General features: G+C 34.5%; 17 protein-coding genes and 1 riboswitch. All 17 genes read right to left on the bottom strand.

Going from position 1 to position 16,645, the window contains the following annotated elements:
- Positions 1–70 precede the first annotated feature (70 nt).
- A complete protein-coding gene (locus Q0772_RS06935) occupies positions 71–526 on the bottom strand; it encodes a GNAT family N-acetyltransferase (RefSeq protein WP_298341977.1) in 456 nt (151 codons plus the stop codon).
- A gap of 6 nt (positions 527–532) precedes the next feature.
- Positions 533–1,540 carry a homocysteine S-methyltransferase family protein gene (locus Q0772_RS06930; protein WP_298341975.1) on the bottom strand — a complete coding sequence of 336 codons (1,008 nt, stop codon included), beginning with the start codon at positions 1,538–1,540 and terminating at the stop codon, positions 533–535.
- A gap of 50 nt (positions 1,541–1,590) precedes the next feature.
- Positions 1,591–1,701: riboswitch (SAM riboswitch) on the bottom strand.
- A 68-nt stretch (positions 1,702–1,769) separates the two neighbouring features.
- Positions 1,770–2,660: a cysteine synthase CysM gene (gene cysM / locus Q0772_RS06925; RefSeq protein WP_298341972.1), complete on the bottom strand. Its 891-nt coding sequence runs from the start codon at positions 2,658–2,660 to the stop codon at positions 1,770–1,772.
- Positions 2,644–3,387 (bottom strand): serine O-acetyltransferase EpsC, encoded by a 744-nt coding sequence (gene epsC / locus Q0772_RS06920; RefSeq protein WP_298341970.1) that lies wholly within the window; start codon positions 3,385–3,387, stop codon positions 2,644–2,646. Before epsC ends, cysM begins: the two co-directional genes overlap by 17 nt.
- A gap of 221 nt (positions 3,388–3,608) precedes the next feature.
- A complete protein-coding gene (locus Q0772_RS06915; protein WP_298341968.1) occupies positions 3,609–4,664 on the bottom strand; it encodes an NAD(P)/FAD-dependent oxidoreductase in 1,056 nt (351 codons plus the stop codon).
- A 57-nt stretch (positions 4,665–4,721) separates the two neighbouring features.
- A complete protein-coding gene (locus Q0772_RS06910; RefSeq protein WP_298341966.1) occupies positions 4,722–5,300 on the bottom strand; it encodes a bifunctional precorrin-2 dehydrogenase/sirohydrochlorin ferrochelatase in 579 nt (192 codons plus the stop codon).
- A gap of 3 nt (positions 5,301–5,303) precedes the next feature.
- The gene (gene cobA / locus Q0772_RS06905) at positions 5,304–6,065 is read right to left on the bottom strand and encodes a uroporphyrinogen-III C-methyltransferase (protein WP_298341964.1); all 762 of its coding nucleotides are present in this window, start codon (positions 6,063–6,065) and stop codon (positions 5,304–5,306) included.
- Between the two features lie 8 nt (positions 6,066–6,073).
- Positions 6,074–8,179, bottom strand: a complete 2,106-nt coding sequence (locus tag Q0772_RS06900; protein ID WP_298341962.1) for a HEPN domain-containing protein — start codon at positions 8,177–8,179, stop codon at positions 6,074–6,076.
- Positions 8,180–8,192: 13 nt separating this feature from the next.
- On the bottom strand, positions 8,193–9,440 hold the full coding sequence (locus Q0772_RS06895) for a GTP-binding protein (protein ID WP_298341957.1): 1,248 nt from the start codon (positions 9,438–9,440) through the stop codon (positions 8,193–8,195).
- A gap of 139 nt (positions 9,441–9,579) precedes the next feature.
- Positions 9,580–10,485: a sulfate adenylyltransferase subunit CysD gene (gene cysD / locus Q0772_RS06890; RefSeq protein WP_298341954.1), complete on the bottom strand. Its 906-nt coding sequence runs from the start codon at positions 10,483–10,485 to the stop codon at positions 9,580–9,582.
- Positions 10,486–10,495: 10 nt separating this feature from the next.
- On the bottom strand, positions 10,496–11,116 hold the full coding sequence (locus Q0772_RS06885) for a phosphoadenosine phosphosulfate reductase family protein (RefSeq protein WP_298341951.1): 621 nt from the start codon (positions 11,114–11,116) through the stop codon (positions 10,496–10,498).
- 12 nt (positions 11,117–11,128) lie between these two features.
- Positions 11,129–11,386 (bottom strand): DUF2061 domain-containing protein, encoded by a 258-nt coding sequence (locus Q0772_RS06880; RefSeq protein ID WP_298341948.1) that lies wholly within the window; start codon positions 11,384–11,386, stop codon positions 11,129–11,131.
- Positions 11,387–11,553: 167 nt separating this feature from the next.
- Positions 11,554–11,967 (bottom strand): Rrf2 family transcriptional regulator, encoded by a 414-nt coding sequence (locus Q0772_RS06875; RefSeq protein ID WP_298341944.1) that lies wholly within the window; start codon positions 11,965–11,967, stop codon positions 11,554–11,556.
- Between the two features lie 50 nt (positions 11,968–12,017).
- Positions 12,018–13,319: an outer membrane protein assembly factor gene (locus Q0772_RS06870; protein ID WP_298341942.1), complete on the bottom strand. Its 1,302-nt coding sequence runs from the start codon at positions 13,317–13,319 to the stop codon at positions 12,018–12,020.
- A gap of 109 nt (positions 13,320–13,428) precedes the next feature.
- Entirely contained in the window at positions 13,429–14,631 is a 1,203-nt protein-coding gene (locus Q0772_RS06865; protein WP_298341940.1) for a polysaccharide lyase family 7 protein, read from the bottom strand.
- 100 nt (positions 14,632–14,731) lie between these two features.
- Positions 14,732–15,904: an aminotransferase class I/II-fold pyridoxal phosphate-dependent enzyme gene (locus tag Q0772_RS06860; RefSeq protein WP_298342442.1), complete on the bottom strand. Its 1,173-nt coding sequence runs from the start codon at positions 15,902–15,904 to the stop codon at positions 14,732–14,734.
- Between the two features lie 272 nt (positions 15,905–16,176).
- Positions 16,177–16,638, bottom strand: a complete 462-nt coding sequence (locus tag Q0772_RS06855) for a hypothetical protein (protein ID WP_298341937.1) — start codon at positions 16,636–16,638, stop codon at positions 16,177–16,179.
- Between the last annotated feature and the right edge of the window lie 7 nt (positions 16,639–16,645).

The following is a 16,645-nucleotide window of genomic DNA, read 5'->3' as shown; positions in this document are numbered from 1 at the left end:
ATAGTGCTCAACTAATATAAACAGTTTGAAAAAAATTCTTTTCAATTTTACTATGCGCTACTTTTTAAAATCATAATTGATATGATGACATGATCCACAACTTTCGGCCAGCAACAGTTTTAACTTCATCTTTTTTAAAACCTAACGATTGATATAGCTTAATCGCTCTTAAATTGTCTTCATAAACATCTAGCCAAATTTGTTTTGCTTTCAATTGAGTAAAACAAATTTGTTTTATCAACTTAATTGCATCCTTTCCATAGCCTAGACCTTTTTTATCAACAACTATTCTTCTAAATTCAATAATTCTATTTTTACTAAATGTTCCTACTAATATTATATATCCAATTAAAGCTTCGCTTTTCTTTTCGATTATAGATAAATGGAGTTCTTCTTCTATTATATTTTGATGCTCAGCTTTACTATATTCTTGAACATACTGACTATCCTTTTTTTCAAGATCTACAATCTTATCAAGATTATTAGGAACTGTTTTTCTTATTATTATTTTATATGTTTCATTCATTTTATATCATACTGAAACAACTTCAGCATAACGACGCGGTTTATACTTAGCCGCAATATCTGCAATTACCTTAATATGTTCGGGACTCGTACCACAACAACCTCCAATAATATTTATTAAATTTTTCTTTAAATATTCTTCAATTTGTGCACCCATTTCTTCTGGCGTTTCATCGTATTCTCCAAAAGCATTAGGTAAACCAGCGTTTGGATGTGCAGAAATAGCAAAGTCTGTTTTATTAGCAATCGCCTCTAAATGCGGTTGTAATAAATTTGCACCTAAAGCACAATTAAACCCAACAGACAACAATGGTACATGCGATACCGAAATTAAAAAAGCCTCGGCTGTTTGTCCAGATAAGGTTCTTCCAGAAGCATCTGTAATCGTACCACTTAACATGATTGGAATATCAATATTACGCTCTGCCTTCACCTCTTCAATAGCAAACAAAGCGGCTTTAGCATTTAACGTATCAAACACGGTTTCAACTAGTAATAAATCTACACCACCATCTACTAATGCTTCAATTTGCTGCTTGTATGCAATACGTAATTCATCAAAAGTTACGGCACGATATCCAGGATCGTTTACATCGGGCGACATGCTTGCTGTACGGTTTGTTGGCCCAATAGAACCTGCAACAAAACGCGGTTTGTGGGGCTCTTTAGCTGTAAATTCATCAGCTACTTCTCTAGCTATTTTAGCCGACTCATAATTTAACTCATATACCAAATCTTCCATTTGGTAATCGGCCATAGCAATGGTAGTTCCCGAAAAGGTATTGGTTTCCACAATATCTGCGCCAACCTCAAAATACTTACCATGAATGGTTTTAATAGCTTCTGGTTGGGTGAGCGACAACAAATCGTTATTACCCTGTAGTGGTGTTGGATAATCTTTAAAGCGTTCGCCTCTAAAATCTTCCTCAGTAAATTTATACGCTTGTAGCATGGTACCCATGGCACCGTCTAAAACTAAAATTCGTGCTTGTAAAGCTTTATGTATGTTTGACATTTTTTATTTGTTATCTAAAATGTCATCAAGAAAAGTATGGAATTCACTTTTCGTTATCTTTCCAATACAAATTGTATTAGTAGAATTTAGCACCTTCTTTAAAAGATAAAGGGTTGCCAAGGTTTCATCGGGTCTAATCCCTCTACCTTTCTTGATAACTTTTAGTACGTTTATGAACTGAGGACAAAAATAACAACTATATTTTTCTTATCCTTAAAAATTTATCTTTTTATTCAAACAATGACGATGACAAATAACGATCACCTCTATCACAAATAATTGCAACGATTACACCTTCGTTAATTGATTCTGCGGTTTTTAAAGCACAATACATAGATCCACCACTACTCATGCCTGCAAAAACACCCTCTTCTTTGGCTAATTTTATAGTAGTTGATTTCGCATCTTCTTCTGACACATCTATTACTGTATCTACTCTTGAGCGATCGAAAAACTTAGGCACATAATCTGGTGACCATTTTCTAATCCCTGGAATTCTGGCTCCATCAGCAGGTTGTGCACCCACAATTTGAATATCTGGATTCTGTTCTTTCAAAAACCGAGAGGTGCCCATAATCGTTCCTGTAGTTCCCATCGTCGCTACAAAATGTGTAATCTTACCTTTGGTATCTCTCCAAATCTCAGGACCTGTAGTTTTATAATGCGCTTTCCAGTTATCATCATTTTCAAACTGATTTAAAAGTGTATAACCTTTTTCATCTCTTAACTTAAAGGCTAAATCTCTAGACCCTTCAATACCAACATCTGCAGGTGTTAAAATAACCTCAGCACCATAAGCACGCATGGTTTTTACACGCTCCTCAGTTGAATTCTCAGGCATAATCAACACCATATTCAAACCTAAAAGCTTTGAAATAAACGCCAAAGCAATACCTGTATTTCCGCTTGTAGCTTCAACAAGAGTACCTCCCTTTTTAATATCACCGCGCTTTAAAGCTTCATTAATCATATTAAATGCAGGTCTGTCTTTTACACTTCCTCCAGGGTTATTGCCTTCTAATTTTAAAAACAGTTTTACACCATCTTTATTAAGCAAGTGCGTTACTTCCACTAAAGGTGTATTTCCAATCTGGCCAATAATACTATTCTCGTATGCCATTCTTTTTCGGTCTTATTTTAATTTCTGTTTGATACGTTACTAACGAGTTTTCAGGAACAGATTCTGTAATCCAAACATTGGCACCAATAGTACTGTTTGCACCAATAACAATATCGCCTCCTAAAACTGTAGCATTAGCATAAATGCATACACCATCTTCAATAGTTGGGTGACGCTTTGTTTTGGCTAAACTCTTAGATATTGAAACACCTCCCAGTGTTACCCCTTGATATATCTTTACATCCTTACCAATAATCGCTGTTTCTCCTACAACAATCCCTGTTCCATGATCGATATAAAACGACTCGCCAATAGTGGCTCCTGGATGAATATCTATACCCGTAATACCATGAATATATTCACTCATCATCCTTGGTAGAATATAAACATCTCTTTTGTAAAGCGCATGACTTAAGCGGTAAATAGAAATGGCATGAAACCCAGGATATGCTAAATAAATTTCTTGTAAACAATGTGACGCTGGGTCATTTTGTTCAAAAGCAATAGCATCTAAATCTAATTTTTCTCTTATTTCTGGAAGTTCTGCTTTAAAACTTTTCCAAATTGCTTCTCCGTTTTCAATCTCTAAAGCAGAAAGTATTTTTAAAAACGTGTCACCCAAATACGCCTGGTGTTCTTTTTCTTGTTCACAATCGAACAACGAATAGAAGAGACGTTTGGTAAAGGTATTAACCGTATCTTTTAAGCAAACATTATAGCTTTTCATGGATAATATGTATTCACTGTTATGGTTGTATGCCACCTTCAACATCAAAAATAATTATAGTTATTAGAACAATTAGTATTTTGAATATGTTGGTTTTATCGTTTCAATTTTAAGTTGATAAAAATAAAACTAATACCTGAATAATTTGGTTTTACTATATAATAAATCCCGCGGTTTTTAAAAGAAACACGCGGGATAGTTTTATAATAAAAGCCAAAACTTTAATTTATAGCTTGTACAACCGCTTTTGGTGCTTCTTTTCTTGTACCATCAAAACCATTAACACCACTTACCGTTGTGTACTTTAACACAAATTTCTTTCCTGGATTAATGATTTTATATGCCGCTTGACACATTATGGTTGCTTCATGAAAGCCACACAATATCAATTTTAATTTTCCAGGGTAATAGTTACCATCGCCAATGGCGAAAATACCAGGGATATTAGTTTGATAATCTAACGCATTATTTACTTTTATCGCATTTTTTTCAATCTCTAAGCCCCAATTCGCAATCGGTCCTAATTTAGGCGACAGCCCAAATAATGGAATAAAATGATCGGTTTTTAATTGCATTGGTGCTTCATCCTTTTTGGTAATCTCTATAGCTTCAACCTTACCATCACCTAAAATATCAGTAACCTCAGCAGGGGTTATCAACGTAATTTTACCTTGATTTTTTAATTCTTGAACTTTTTCTACAGAATCTAAATGCCCTCTAAATTCATTACGTCTGTGTATTAATGTTACACTTTTTGCAACATCAGCTAAAAAGATACTCCAATCTAAAGCAGAATCTCCGCCACCAGCAATAACCACATCTTTATCGCGGTACATTTCTGGCTCTTTAATCATGTATTCCACACCTTTATCCTCGTACTTAGCCAAGTTTTCAAGTTGTGGTTTTCTTGGTTCAAAACTCCCTAAACCACTAGCAATAGCTACCACTGGCGCTTGGTGTTGCGTGCCTTTGTTAGTCGTAACTATAAACGTACCATCCTCTTGTTTTTCAACAGTTTCAGCACGTTCACCAAGGGTAAACCCAGGCTCAAATTGCTTTCCTTGCTCCAATAAATTATCTGTTAAATCGCCTGCTAAAATTTCTGGAAAACCAGGAATATCGTAAATAGGTTTTTTGGGATATAATTCTGAACATTGTCCACCTGGTTGTGGCAATGCGTCAATTAAATGACATTTTAATTTTAATAATCCTGCTTCAAAAACTGTAAACAATCCTGTTGGACCTGCACCGATAATGATTATATCTGTCTTTATCATTTTTTTATTTTTTAGACCTTACAGGTTTTGAAAACCTGCTAGGTCTTTAATCTATTTTTACTTTTTCTCTATTAATCCTTTTGTGAATTCGTTTAGTGTTTCCACTTTTTCTTCAAAATCACCTTTTATTGTTTTTCTGTACTCGTTTAAATTCTTTACCAAATCGTCTACATTCTCTGGAATAACATCCTCGAAAAACTGTCGCAAACGTTTTGCTGTTGTTGGCGATTTTCCGTTGGTACTAATAGCTACTTTTACGTTACCTTTTGTTACAATACCACCCATATAAAAATCGCAGTATGGTGGGTTATCAGCAACATTTACTAATTTAGCTTCTGCACGACAATCTTTCCAAACCTGTACATTTACATCGGGTATATCTGTCGTAGCTACAACCATATGCTTTCCTTGTAAATATTTTTTATGATACACATCATCAACTAGCGTTACACAACCTTTTTTAGCTAAAGCTATTGTTCCTTCACGAAACATAGGCGACACCATGGTGACATGCGCATCTGGACTCGATTTTAACAAGAACGTTAGTTTTTCTTCTGCAACATTACCGCCACCAACAATTAACACATTTAAACTTTTAGCTTTCAAAAAAATTGGATATAAATTATTACGTTCCATAATTTATCCTTGATTTACCTCATTATAAATTGCGCTTAAAGTTGCTCTTTCTTTTACAACGTCTCCAATAATTATAATTGCTGGGTTTGCTAGTTGCTGCGCTTCTACTATCTTTTCAATTGTATTAATGGTTCCAATGCCTACGTTTTCATTAGCCCTTGTACCATTTTGAATAACAGCTATTGCGGTATCTTGTTTATTTTCTTTTGAAAAAATAGCAACAATTTCAGACAGCTTACTCATACCCATTAAGATTACAACCGTAGCTGTAGATTTTGCAGCTAAAGCCACATCTCCTGATAATTGATGCTTTTTAGTTGTACCTGTAATTACCCAAAAACTCTCTGATGCACCACGTTTTGTTAACGGAATACCTTGATATGCGGGTACTGCCATTGACGAGGAAATACCAGGCACCATAAATGTTTGTAAACCAAACTGTCGTACATAATCAATTTCCTCAGCACCACGACCAAAAATAAATGGATCGCCACCTTTTAATCGCACTACATGCCCTTTTTCTTTAGCTTTTGAAACAATTAAATCATTAATCTGTTCTTGTTGAAAAGCATAACATCCCCTGCGTTTCCCCACAAAAATAAGTTCCGCATCTTCGGAAGCATATTTTAATAAAGATTCGTTTATAAGTGCATCATACAGAATAACATTAGCAGATTCAATAGCCTTAATTGCCTTAAGCGTTATTAAATCTTCGTCTCCAGGACCTGCACCTACAACCGTTAATTTTGGGGTTACTGTACTCATTTTATCTTTTAAACCGCTTTTTGTTCCAGTTCTTGTTGCGCTTCTCTAAACGCTCTAACTTTAGCTAAAAACTGATTTGCGTTTTCAATGTATTTTGAAGCAAAATCCTCAGTTGGTGCAAATTTATTAATTTGATATATCAATTCTGAGAAAGACGTTCCTAAATCTATTTTTCCGCTGGTAATAAATAACTCGTCAAAGTCTTTTATAATTCCTGCATGTGTATTGGTCTTCTTGTTTTCTGCTAGTAATAATGCTTTTGCAGAATTCACTAAAGATTGGTATGCTAAGTAAATAGCTCCAGAATACACACCGTTTTCAAAAGATTGCTTTGCATTATCAATTTTTTCTTCACTTTCAAAAAATAACGTTGCAATTAAATCGATAACTACACCGGCACATTCTCCAATTCCAATTTCTTTAACGTATTTTTCTTCTTCGCCCCAATCAATAAAATCGGCTTGCGTTAAATTTGTAGCATCTTGTAAATCATTTAAGAAATCGTAAAAATACTTTTCACCTTTTTCTTGGTAGTATTCTACAAATTGCTTGCCGTTAGCATTCGCCTCAAAATCATTTAAAATTCTACGTAAAGCTTCTGGACCTCTTTTACTTGGTACTTTTACCACTTTATCAGCAAATGTTGCGTTACCATCACCTTGGTTACCACCACCGAGCAACACTTGTAGTGCCGGTGCTACCAATTTATCTGGCGTACGAACGGTCATCCCTTGAAAACCAATATTTGCCATATTGTGTTGTCCACATGCATTCATACAACCACTAATCTTAATAACAAGATCTTCATTTTTTAAATATTGAGGGTATTCTGCTTTTATAACACGCTCTAACTCTTCGGCAATACCAGTACTACTAGCAATACCTAAGTTACACGTATCTGTACCAGGACATGCCGTTATATCTACTGCTTTATTATAACCTGCCTCCACAAAACCTAATTTTTCTAATTCAGCGTAGAAAAATGGCACTAATTCTTCTTTCACAAAAGGAATTACTATGTTTTGGCGTAATGTTAAACGCACTTCTCCAGCAGCGTAAGTATCAACTAAATCTGCTAACAAACGTGCTTTATCAGTATAAAAATCGCCTAATAAAACTTTAATACCAATACCAACATAACCGTCTTGTTTTTGAGGAATTAGGTTGGTAGATTTCCAAGTTTCAAAAGCTTGTTGATCTTTAATTGTTACTTCAGGAATATCAGTAATTTCAACTGGCGTAGACGCTACATAAGCATCTGCATCAATAGCGACACTTTTAAATTCAATCGCTTTTTGCTCTTCAGCTATTAAATCTCTAAACGCTTCTAACCCTATATCTTTTAATAAGAATTTCATGCGCGCTTTGGCACGACTTTTACGCTCACCGTAACGGTCGAAAACACGTAAAACCCCTTCCATTATTGGAATAATTTTATCTGTCTCTACAAAATCAAACAACACATCTGCATGACGTGGCTGAGACCCTAATCCTCCAGCTACCATCACTTTAAATCCGCGCACACCGTCTTTTATTTTCGCAATGTACCCGATGTCATGTAAATAAGACAATCCTGTATCTTCATCTGTAGAAGAAAAAGACACTTTAAATTTACGTCCCATTTCTTGACAGATAGCGTTACGTAAAAAGAATTTATACAACGCATCTGCATAAGGCGATACATCAAAAGGTTCGTTAACATCAATACCGGCAGTTTCAGAAGCTGTTACGTTTCTTACCACGTTACCACAAGCCTCACGAACTGTAACTTCATCTTTTTCTAACTCTGCCCAAAGCTCTGGCGTTCTATTTAAATCCACATAGTGAATTTGAATATCTTGACGCGTAGTAATATGCAAGCGCCCACGAGAATACTCATCTGATACTGCAGCAATTCTGCGTAATTGGTTGCTCTTTAGCTTTCCGTAAGGCACTTTAATACGAATCATTTGTACGCCTTCTTGACGCTGACCGTAAACACCACGTGCTAAACGCAGACTTCTAAATTTTTCCTCGTCGATTTTACCGTTATGGAATAACTCAATTTTTTGAGCTAATTCGATAATGTCTTTTTGGACAATCGGATTTTCTATTTCTGTTTCGAAACTTCTCATCTTCTTTTTCTTTTTATTGGATAAATCCGGCTCCAACCGTATTATTTGACTGTGGATCAATTAAAATAAAAGATCCATTAGTTCTATGATTTTTAAACTGATCGTAAAAAATAGGCTTATTCAATTTAAATGTTACTGAAGCAATATCATTAATACCTAAACCAGTAACATCCTTTTCAATACCTGAATAGTCAGGATTAATTTTATGATTGATTCTATCTACTTTAGCTAATACTTTATTAATACCATGTTGAACAATATACTTTCCTCCAGGGTTTAATTGATCTGAATCCATCCAACACACGTTAGCAGTAAATTGCTTATCAATAGTTGGCAAATCATTCTCCTTTACAATCATATCACCACGGCTCACATTGATATCATTTTCCAAAGTAATGGTTACCGAAGAACGTCTTGAAGCCGTTTCATACTTTTCATCATAGAAATAAATATCTTTAATTTTTGAACGTGTTTTAGATGGTAACACAATAATATCATCACCAACACTTAAATCACCTCCATATACCTTTCCAGCATAGCCTCTGTAATCATGAAAATCTTCCGTTTTTGGACGAATTACATATTGCACAGGAAAACGTGGTGTACCAGCATTGAAAATATCAGCTTTGTCTAATTGCTCTAAATGTTCCAATAATGCTTCACCTTCATACCAAGGCATTGCTTCAGATTTATTTACAACATTATCACCTTTTAAAGCACTTACAGGAATGAATGTGATTTTTTGATCTTGATAATCTCTTTTACTCATCAATTCAGAAAAATCAGCTTTAATCTTATTGTAAACTTCTTCAGAGTAATCTACCAAATCCATTTTATTGATAGCAACAACCACATCTTTAATTCTCAATAAATTATTGATGAAGAAATGACGATTAGTTTGTTCAATCACACCTTTTCTAGCATCAATTAAAATGATAGAAGCTTGCGAAGTTGAAGCTCCAGTTACCATGTTTCTAGTATACTCTACATGCCCAGGTGTATCTGCAATAATGTAACTTTTCTTTTTTGTTGAAAAATAAATATGCGCAACATCAATAGTAATACCTTGTTCCCTTTCTGCAACTAAACCATCCGTAGCTAAAGAAAAATCTAAATAATCGTATCCACGTTGTTTACTTGTTTTCTCAATGGCTTCTAACTTATCTGTAGTTAATGACTTTGTATCGTAAAGAATACGTCCAATCAACGTACTTTTTCCATCATCTACACTTCCTGCTGTTGCTATTTTTAATACTTCCATGTTTTTGTTATTGGTTGTTGGTTTTTAGTTTTTGATTTATCACACATTCCCTATAAATTCAACAACTTATTTTTTATTCTTTTGAACATTTATATGCTGATAATTACTAATAACCAGTAACTAACAACTATTAACCATTTTAAAAATACCCCTGTTGTTTACGTTTTTCCATGGCTGCTTCAGATCGTTTATCATCAATCCTTGCACCACGCTCTGAAATTGTAGAATCTCTAATTTCTTCTACTACTTTATCAATTGACACCGCATCAGATAATACAGCTGCTGTACAACTCATATCTCCAACAGTTCTAAAACGAACCATTTCTTCAATTACTTCTTCATCCTCATCTCTGTAAACCACACCGTCTTCGGCAGACCATATCATACCATCTCTTAAGAACACCTTACGTTTGTGTGCAAAATAAATAGATGGAATTTCAATATTTTCTCTTTCTATATAAGACCAAACATCTAATTCTGTCCAATTTGAAATTGGAAATACACGTACATTTTGACCATGATCTATCTCACCATTCAACATATCAAATAATTCTGGTCTTTGGTTTTTCTCATCCCATTGCCCAAAATCATCACGAACTGAAAAAATACGCTCTTTTGCTCTTGCCTTTTCTTCATCACGACGTGCACCACCAATAGCTGCATCAAATTTAAATTCTTCTAAAGCATCTAAAAGTGTTGTGGTTTGTAACATGTTTCTACTAGCGTAACGCCCAGATTCTTCTTTTACTTTACCTTGATCAATAGAATCTTGCACATTCCTTACGATTAATTCTAAACCTAATTCTTTAACCAAACGATCTCTGAATTCAATCGTTTCAGGGAAGTTGTGTCCTGTATCAATATGCATTAAAGGAAAAGGTACTTTTGCAGGATAGAATGCCTTTACTGCAAGTCTTACCAAAGTAATTGAATCTTTTCCTCCAGAGAATAACAATACAGGTTTTTCAAACTGTGCTGCTACTTCTCTCATGATGTAAATCGCTTCATTTTCGAGCGAATTGATATGTGATGTATCTTTCTTCATAATATCTTATTTAAGCGTGTAAGCCACACTCTCTATTTTCTAATGCTTTTGTTGGATCGAAATATTTGAATTCGTTAGGTAAATTATTGTCTTCTAAATACGTATCTAATTTTTCATCAGACCAATAGTAAAACGGACTCACTTTTAAAACGCCATCTTTACTTAAGCTAAAAATACCGATACTGTTTCTAAAAGCTGTTTGTCCTTGACGTAAATTTGTGAACCACACGTTTGGTTTATGCTCTTCCATGGCTCTTTTAAAAGGCTCTAACTTTACTTGCTCAGTAAACAAAGCGTGTTCTGGCGCATCAATACTAGGAATTCCCATAACCACATCTCTGTGGGAAGACGTTTGTTTTGGAACATACAAATGTACATTTAAACTCAAATCTTTAATCACTTGTTCTGCGTGCTTGTATGTTTGAGGTGTATTGTAACCCGTATCACACCAAACCACAGGAATGTTTGATTCTACTTTACTTACCGCATGAAGAATTGCAGCTTCATAAGGTCTAAAGTTAGTTGTAACTACAGCATTATTATTAAGCTCAAAAGCTTTCTGAATAATTTCAGAAGGTTTAGCTTTTTCAAAGTCTTTGTTTAATGCTTCTATTTGATTGTCTGTAAACATAACCTTATCTATTTATTTTCCCCATTTTATAGCATTCCAAATACGCTCATGGAAAAAGTACAATACTAATTTTGTTAAAAAATCTACTGATGCAATGGATGCTGCAACTGAAATTTCGCCAGTTAACACATAAGAAACTACCAGAGTATCTAAAGTCCCTACTACTCTCCAACTTAAAGCCTTAGCAACACTTCGTATTGGTTTTTCTCCAACACTATCTTCCTTGTAAGTGGACTTTTGTTTACTCTTTAATAACATTTGCGCTATCATTTGTTGTTATTTTATATTAATCCTATCAATTTAGTAGGGATTACAAAAGTAATACTTTTTTCCACTCTACAAACTATCAAACTTATTTTTTTGAATAATGAAGTATTTTGACGATAAATTGAAGAAAACTTACAGGGTTTTCGTGTAAACTGTGAATCTTTTAATCATTAGATACCAGAAAGATCTGCTAATGTTGTATTTCTAAAGACTTTAAGTGTGTTATCTCTCACCTCAATCATGAGTTTATGCACACTACATTTATGTTCGTCAGGGCAATCGTCGCACTTTTCGTAATAATTTAAACTTACACAAGGAACCATGGCGATTGGACCTTCAAGAACTCGCATAACATCAGTCATTTTTATTTCAGAAGGCAAACTTCTTAGATAGTAGCCACCATGTTTTCCTTTTTTTGAACCCAAAATTCCAGACTTCCTTAAAGTTAAAAGAATACCTTCTAAAAACTTCTGTGGAATTTGCTCACTCTTTGCTATAACACTAACCTGAACAGGCATATCGCTTTCACTTCTTGCGATGAAGGTCAAGGCTTTTAGTCCGTATTTGGTTTTTTTAGATAGCATTATGCTAATATAGATAATTTAGTTTTTGCACAATAAAACTACAGAAACATTTAAAAATACTGCCCAATCCCAAATACAAATCCATTACCTCCATTTCCTGTTAAATTAATGCCATAATCAAAACGTAAAACAGCATTAAAGATATATTTATGAATAAAGCGAACTCCTAAACCAGAATAAAATCGGGTTGTGTTTTTTGAAAAGACATCATTAAAATTAGTATCTGGTCGTTGCACACCACTAACATCCATAAAACTGTTGCCTTGTATAACGAACCAACCTTTTTCTAAAAGTGTGTGTCTATATTCACTGTTTAAACTAACAATAGCAGAACCTCTATCAACAATATTCCCAACACCTCGTGTGTTTAATTGGTTATCTATAATTAAAGGTGCGAAAGCACTATTTTCTATAGGGTTACTAAATTGTATTTGCAGTTGGCTTGCAAAATTACCCTTACTGCCCATTCTTTTAAAATATTGTATTGTATTATTAATAATAAAATCTGTTTGTAGCAATGTATTACTTTTATTAAATACAGTTGTTTCAAAAAGATTTCTAAACCCGGAAACATTCTGGTATTCAATATCTAAATCTACATATTCATGAGAACCTCTAAAAGCTGTTCTTCTTATGTTTGGTTCTGCTGCGTTAGATACACCTGCATCATCTTCAGACAAAAACACATAGCTTTCTTCAGAAGTTCTTACACCAAACTCAAACCTGTTGTTAAAGTTTAATTCATAAAATAATATGGTTTCAAAACCTTTGTTGGTAAAAACATAATCTGTGGCGTTATCACTATTATTAGGGTCGAAAAAAAGAGGCTGTTGCGTACTATCGTCCATATAATTAATCCCTAAACCTAACTTGTTTGTAAACAAATATGGGTGTTCTAGAAACACACCAAAAGCATTAAAAACTTCCTTTTTAAAAAACCCTCCAAAAATTATATTTCTACCTAATCCATTAAATTCAAATGCTGAAAATCTATACGAAAAGCTATCATCTGCAGCTTGTCCAGCTCTAATACCAGGAATGATACTAAAATTCTCTTCAACTATATATGTGATTTTATAGCCTGCATCACCAACAGATTCCACTTTGTAATCGGCAAACGCAATACCATCTAAACGTTTAAAACGTTCTATATCTGTTACTACTACAACACTATCCGTTTCCTGTCCTGCTTTTACTTTTGCTATTCTGGTTAAAAAACTGGCTTTAGTTTTTTTAAGGCCTTCGAAATTTAAACTTTCTACCTTGAATTTAGTTTGGGCTAAACTTTGAAGACTTGAGCAAACTAATAGAAGAATTATAAGAATGCTTTTATATCTAGATATCACAATCATTTTTTTTTAAGATTGTAAGTCGAGATAGTTAAAAAGAAATTACTTGATAACTGATTATTATTTCAAATTAGCAAAAAACAGTTTCAAGTATAATGTCTGCAAAATAAAGTTACAATGTAGTATGAGACTTATCTAAGTCATAAAACGTAGCTTGAACATAATCGTCTGCATCGCCAGAATTATTTTGGTTATAAACTCCAGCCTTAAAATACATATATTGCCCTCCAATATTAAATCCACTGCTGGCCATATTTATAGTTTTAACCACGTTATCTTTTCCTTCCCTAAAGATAATAACCGTAAGTACATCTCCAACAGTCCTAATACGGTAGCTAAATTTTTCATTAAGAGCGATACCGTCTGTAGGGTTCGAAGCAGAACTACTTCTTGATCCAATCATTTCGTGCCATTGTTCATTTCCATTACCATCTGTGGGTTCATGAGCAAAGTAAATTGATCCAAGCGAGTTGTCTGGTAACTTTCTATAATACAAACGTATAGGCTCATCATCATTGGCATGTATTTGTCCTATAATTACCCTACCCACTTGATTACTATTTCCTGTGGTAGTAACATGATTTACGGCCACGGTAGCATTCATCTCACCATCATAACCATAAGCCGCATTTTTATCAGCTTCTGAAGCAGTACCAAAAACCCAGTTGTTCTTATTTACACCTTGCGTACTTATACTTGTATTAGTACCTCTTAACATTTCACGCAGTTCTACTCTTACATAACTTGTATTAGCAGAAGTTTTAAAACCATCAACTGGACATTTAAACACCATGCCGCCATCATCACCAGTATAAAAATAGTTACTGTTTTCATAATTATTATTAATCTGGCTAACGGTAATTGTAGTTGCTGTACCATTCCCTTTATCTTCTGGAATACTTAAATTCCAAGTAGATAAATCAAAATTTTCTGAAGGTGTTTTACTAGCATCTAATCCTCCTGTATTTGGCTCTTTTCCCGCCTGGGTAATGGTTAAATCTCTTGATACATCTCCGCCTATAACACTAATTATTCCAGTACGTTTAACTTCCGTTGTGTTTGAAGACACAGCAATATTTATAGTTCCATTATTTGTGCCGTTTGTTGGAGTAAGGGTAATCCAATCATTGTTATTCTCAGTATACCAGTATAAATTAGCAGTTACTGCAAGTGATTGTGTTTCTTGGTTTGCAGAAAATTCAGAAACTGAAGACAAACTCAATTCTACAGCTTTCTCTTCATTTGAATCTTCTGAACTACAACTAATTATTGCTATAAAAATTAGAAATGTAAAAATGATTTTTATTAGCTTCATAACATGTTTTTTACAAAAATAGTAACTTAACCTCTAAATTGGTTAACCAATTTAAAATTCTTTGTAAAACCTTGAAAAAACATGCTATACACCTATAAAATTAAGACAAAGCCTGCTCAATATCGGCAATAATATCATCAATATGTTCTAACCCTAACGAGCAACGCACCATTCCATCCGTAATGCCCGCAGCAGCTTTCACATCGGCTTCAACCTTAGCATGCGTGGTACTTGCAGGATGCGTCACAATAGTTCTCGTATCACCCAAATTAGCAGAAAGCGAACACATTTTTACAGCATTTAAAAATGCTCTACCACCATCTAAACCACCTTCCACTTCAAAAGCCACTATATTACCACCTAAGCGCATTTGCTTTTTAGCAATCGCATATTTAGGATGCGATTTTAAAAACGGATACTTCACCCATGTTACTTTAGGATGCGCTTCTAAAAATTCAGCTAATTTTAGAGCATTCTCACAATGTTTATCTACACGAATGGCTAATGTTTCTAACGATTTAGATAGTACCCATGCGTTAAACGGACTCATAGCTGGCCCTGTTAATCTAGAAAACAAATAAATCTCGCGAATCAAGTCCGCTTTACCAACCGTAACACCACCTAAAACACGCCCTTGGCCGTCCATTAATTTTGTAGCCGAATGTATCACCAAATCTGCCCCAAACTTTATAGGATTTTGTAAATACGGTGTCGCAAAACAATTATCAATCACCAATAGCAAATCGTGCTTTTTACAAATAGCACTCAACGCTTCCATATCTAAAACATCAACCCCAGGATTTGTTGGCGTTTCTGCATAAATAAACTTGGTATTGGGCTGTATTAAATCCTCAATCGCTTCAACATCATTAATACCAAAATACGAACATTCAATATTCCATTTGGGAAAGTACTTAGTAAACAACCCGTGGGTTGCCCCAAATACAGAGCTACAAGACACCACATGGTCGCCTGCATCAAGCAAGGTCGCGAATGTTGAAAACACCGCAGCCATTCCACTCGCAAAGGCAAATCCTGCCTCAGCACCTTCCATCGCGCACACTTTATCTACAAATTCGTTTACATTCGGGTTGCTGTATCGGCTGTATAAATCGCGCTGTTTTTCCTCCGCGAAAGAAGCTCTCATGTCCTCCGCATCGTCAAATACAAACCCCGACGTTAAGTACAGGGGTACAGAATGTTCCGAAAACTGAGTGCGTTCACTCTGCGTTCTTATCGCGTCGGTTTCAAATTTTTTATGGCTCACTTTAATTCTTTTTTTTATTTTATTATTTGAGCATTTCCCTATCGGGTCGGGCTTTCCGTTCCAAGTCCTCGCACCTCCTTCGTCGGGCTGTGGGCTTTCCTCTGCAATCCCTAATGCACTTGTTTGCTGGGGTTTAGTTTTAAACCTAAGCTTATTTTTTGTAAGCTTTAGTTCTATTAACCCACCCCTAACCCCTCCAAGGAGGGGCACTCATACGCTTTAATTTATTTAAAACGCGAGATTTCAATAAGACCTGTCAGGTCTATTTAATCTTTTGATTATTTTACGCTAACATATAAATTTGTTGGAACCTGTATTTCTTCATTTTCTTTGTTATTAATTTTAAAAACAGCTACCAACTTAATATTGTACTTTCCTACTTTTTCTGGAACAAAATTATATATGAATTCATTATCTGTGAGGCTTTCGTAAATCAGCTTATCAAGTTTACCATCCCTAGTAGTTGTATAAACATCATAATTCGGCAACTTTTCAAGATAGTTAAAACAGAATTTCACTTCACTTTCTTCGTGTATAATAAACTCAGACTTAGCAGTCAGCCCGATAATATTCGAATTTAAAACTTTATTATACGCCGATTTAGAAATCGAATCAACGAGTTTTTTATTTTGAATTTCAAGCTCAGCGATTCGAGTATTTAGTTCCAAAATTTTCTCTTTATTACAAGAAGAAAACAAAGTGAGAAATATTAAAATTAATCCAAAGGTTGCTTTTTTCATATTTTTA

The sequence above is a fragment of the uncultured Algibacter sp. genome, assembly GCF_947490405.1.
Taxonomy (GTDB): domain Bacteria; phylum Bacteroidota; class Bacteroidia; order Flavobacteriales; family Flavobacteriaceae; genus Algibacter_B.
Note: the sequence above shows the minus strand (reverse complement) of the source record. Positions and strands in the feature narration are given on the sequence as shown.

Excerpts from the sequence above, each read along its gene's own strand:
- Q0772_RS06880 (WP_298341948.1), bottom strand. The coding sequence starts at position 11,386 with ATGATAGCGCAAATGTTATTAAAGAGTAAACAAAAGTCCACTTACAAG.
- Q0772_RS06895 (WP_298341957.1), bottom strand. The coding sequence starts at position 9,440 with ATGGAAGTATTAAAAATAGCAACAGCAGGAAGTGTAGATGATGGAAAA.
- Q0772_RS06935 (WP_298341977.1), bottom strand. The coding sequence starts at position 526 with ATGAATGAAACATATAAAATAATAATAAGAAAAACAGTTCCTAATAAT.
- Q0772_RS06915 (WP_298341968.1), bottom strand. The coding sequence starts at position 4,664 with ATGATAAAGACAGATATAATCATTATCGGTGCAGGTCCAACAGGATTG.
- Q0772_RS06865 (WP_298341940.1), bottom strand. The coding sequence starts at position 14,631 with ATGAAGCTAATAAAAATCATTTTTACATTTCTAATTTTTATAGCAATA.
- Q0772_RS06930 (WP_298341975.1), bottom strand. The coding sequence starts at position 1,540 with ATGTCAAACATACATAAAGCTTTACAAGCACGAATTTTAGTTTTAGAC.
- Q0772_RS06855 (WP_298341937.1), bottom strand. The coding sequence starts at position 16,638 with ATGAAAAAAGCAACCTTTGGATTAATTTTAATATTTCTCACTTTGTTT.
- cobA (WP_298341964.1), bottom strand. The coding sequence starts at position 6,065 with ATGAGTACAGTAACCCCAAAATTAACGGTTGTAGGTGCAGGTCCTGGA.
- epsC (WP_298341970.1), bottom strand. The coding sequence starts at position 3,387 with ATGAAAAGCTATAATGTTTGCTTAAAAGATACGGTTAATACCTTTACC.
- Q0772_RS06885 (WP_298341951.1), bottom strand. The coding sequence starts at position 11,116 with ATGTTTACAGACAATCAAATAGAAGCATTAAACAAAGACTTTGAAAAA.
- Q0772_RS06875 (WP_298341944.1), bottom strand. The coding sequence starts at position 11,967 with ATGCTATCTAAAAAAACCAAATACGGACTAAAAGCCTTGACCTTCATC.
- Q0772_RS06900 (WP_298341962.1), bottom strand. The coding sequence starts at position 8,179 with ATGAGAAGTTTCGAAACAGAAATAGAAAATCCGATTGTCCAAAAAGAC.
- cysD (WP_298341954.1), bottom strand. The coding sequence starts at position 10,485 with ATGAAGAAAGATACATCACATATCAATTCGCTCGAAAATGAAGCGATT.
- cysM (WP_298341972.1), bottom strand. The coding sequence starts at position 2,660 with ATGGCATACGAGAATAGTATTATTGGCCAGATTGGAAATACACCTTTA.
- Q0772_RS06910 (WP_298341966.1), bottom strand. The coding sequence starts at position 5,300 with ATGGAACGTAATAATTTATATCCAATTTTTTTGAAAGCTAAAAGTTTA.
- Q0772_RS06870 (WP_298341942.1), bottom strand. The coding sequence starts at position 13,319 with ATGATTGTGATATCTAGATATAAAAGCATTCTTATAATTCTTCTATTA.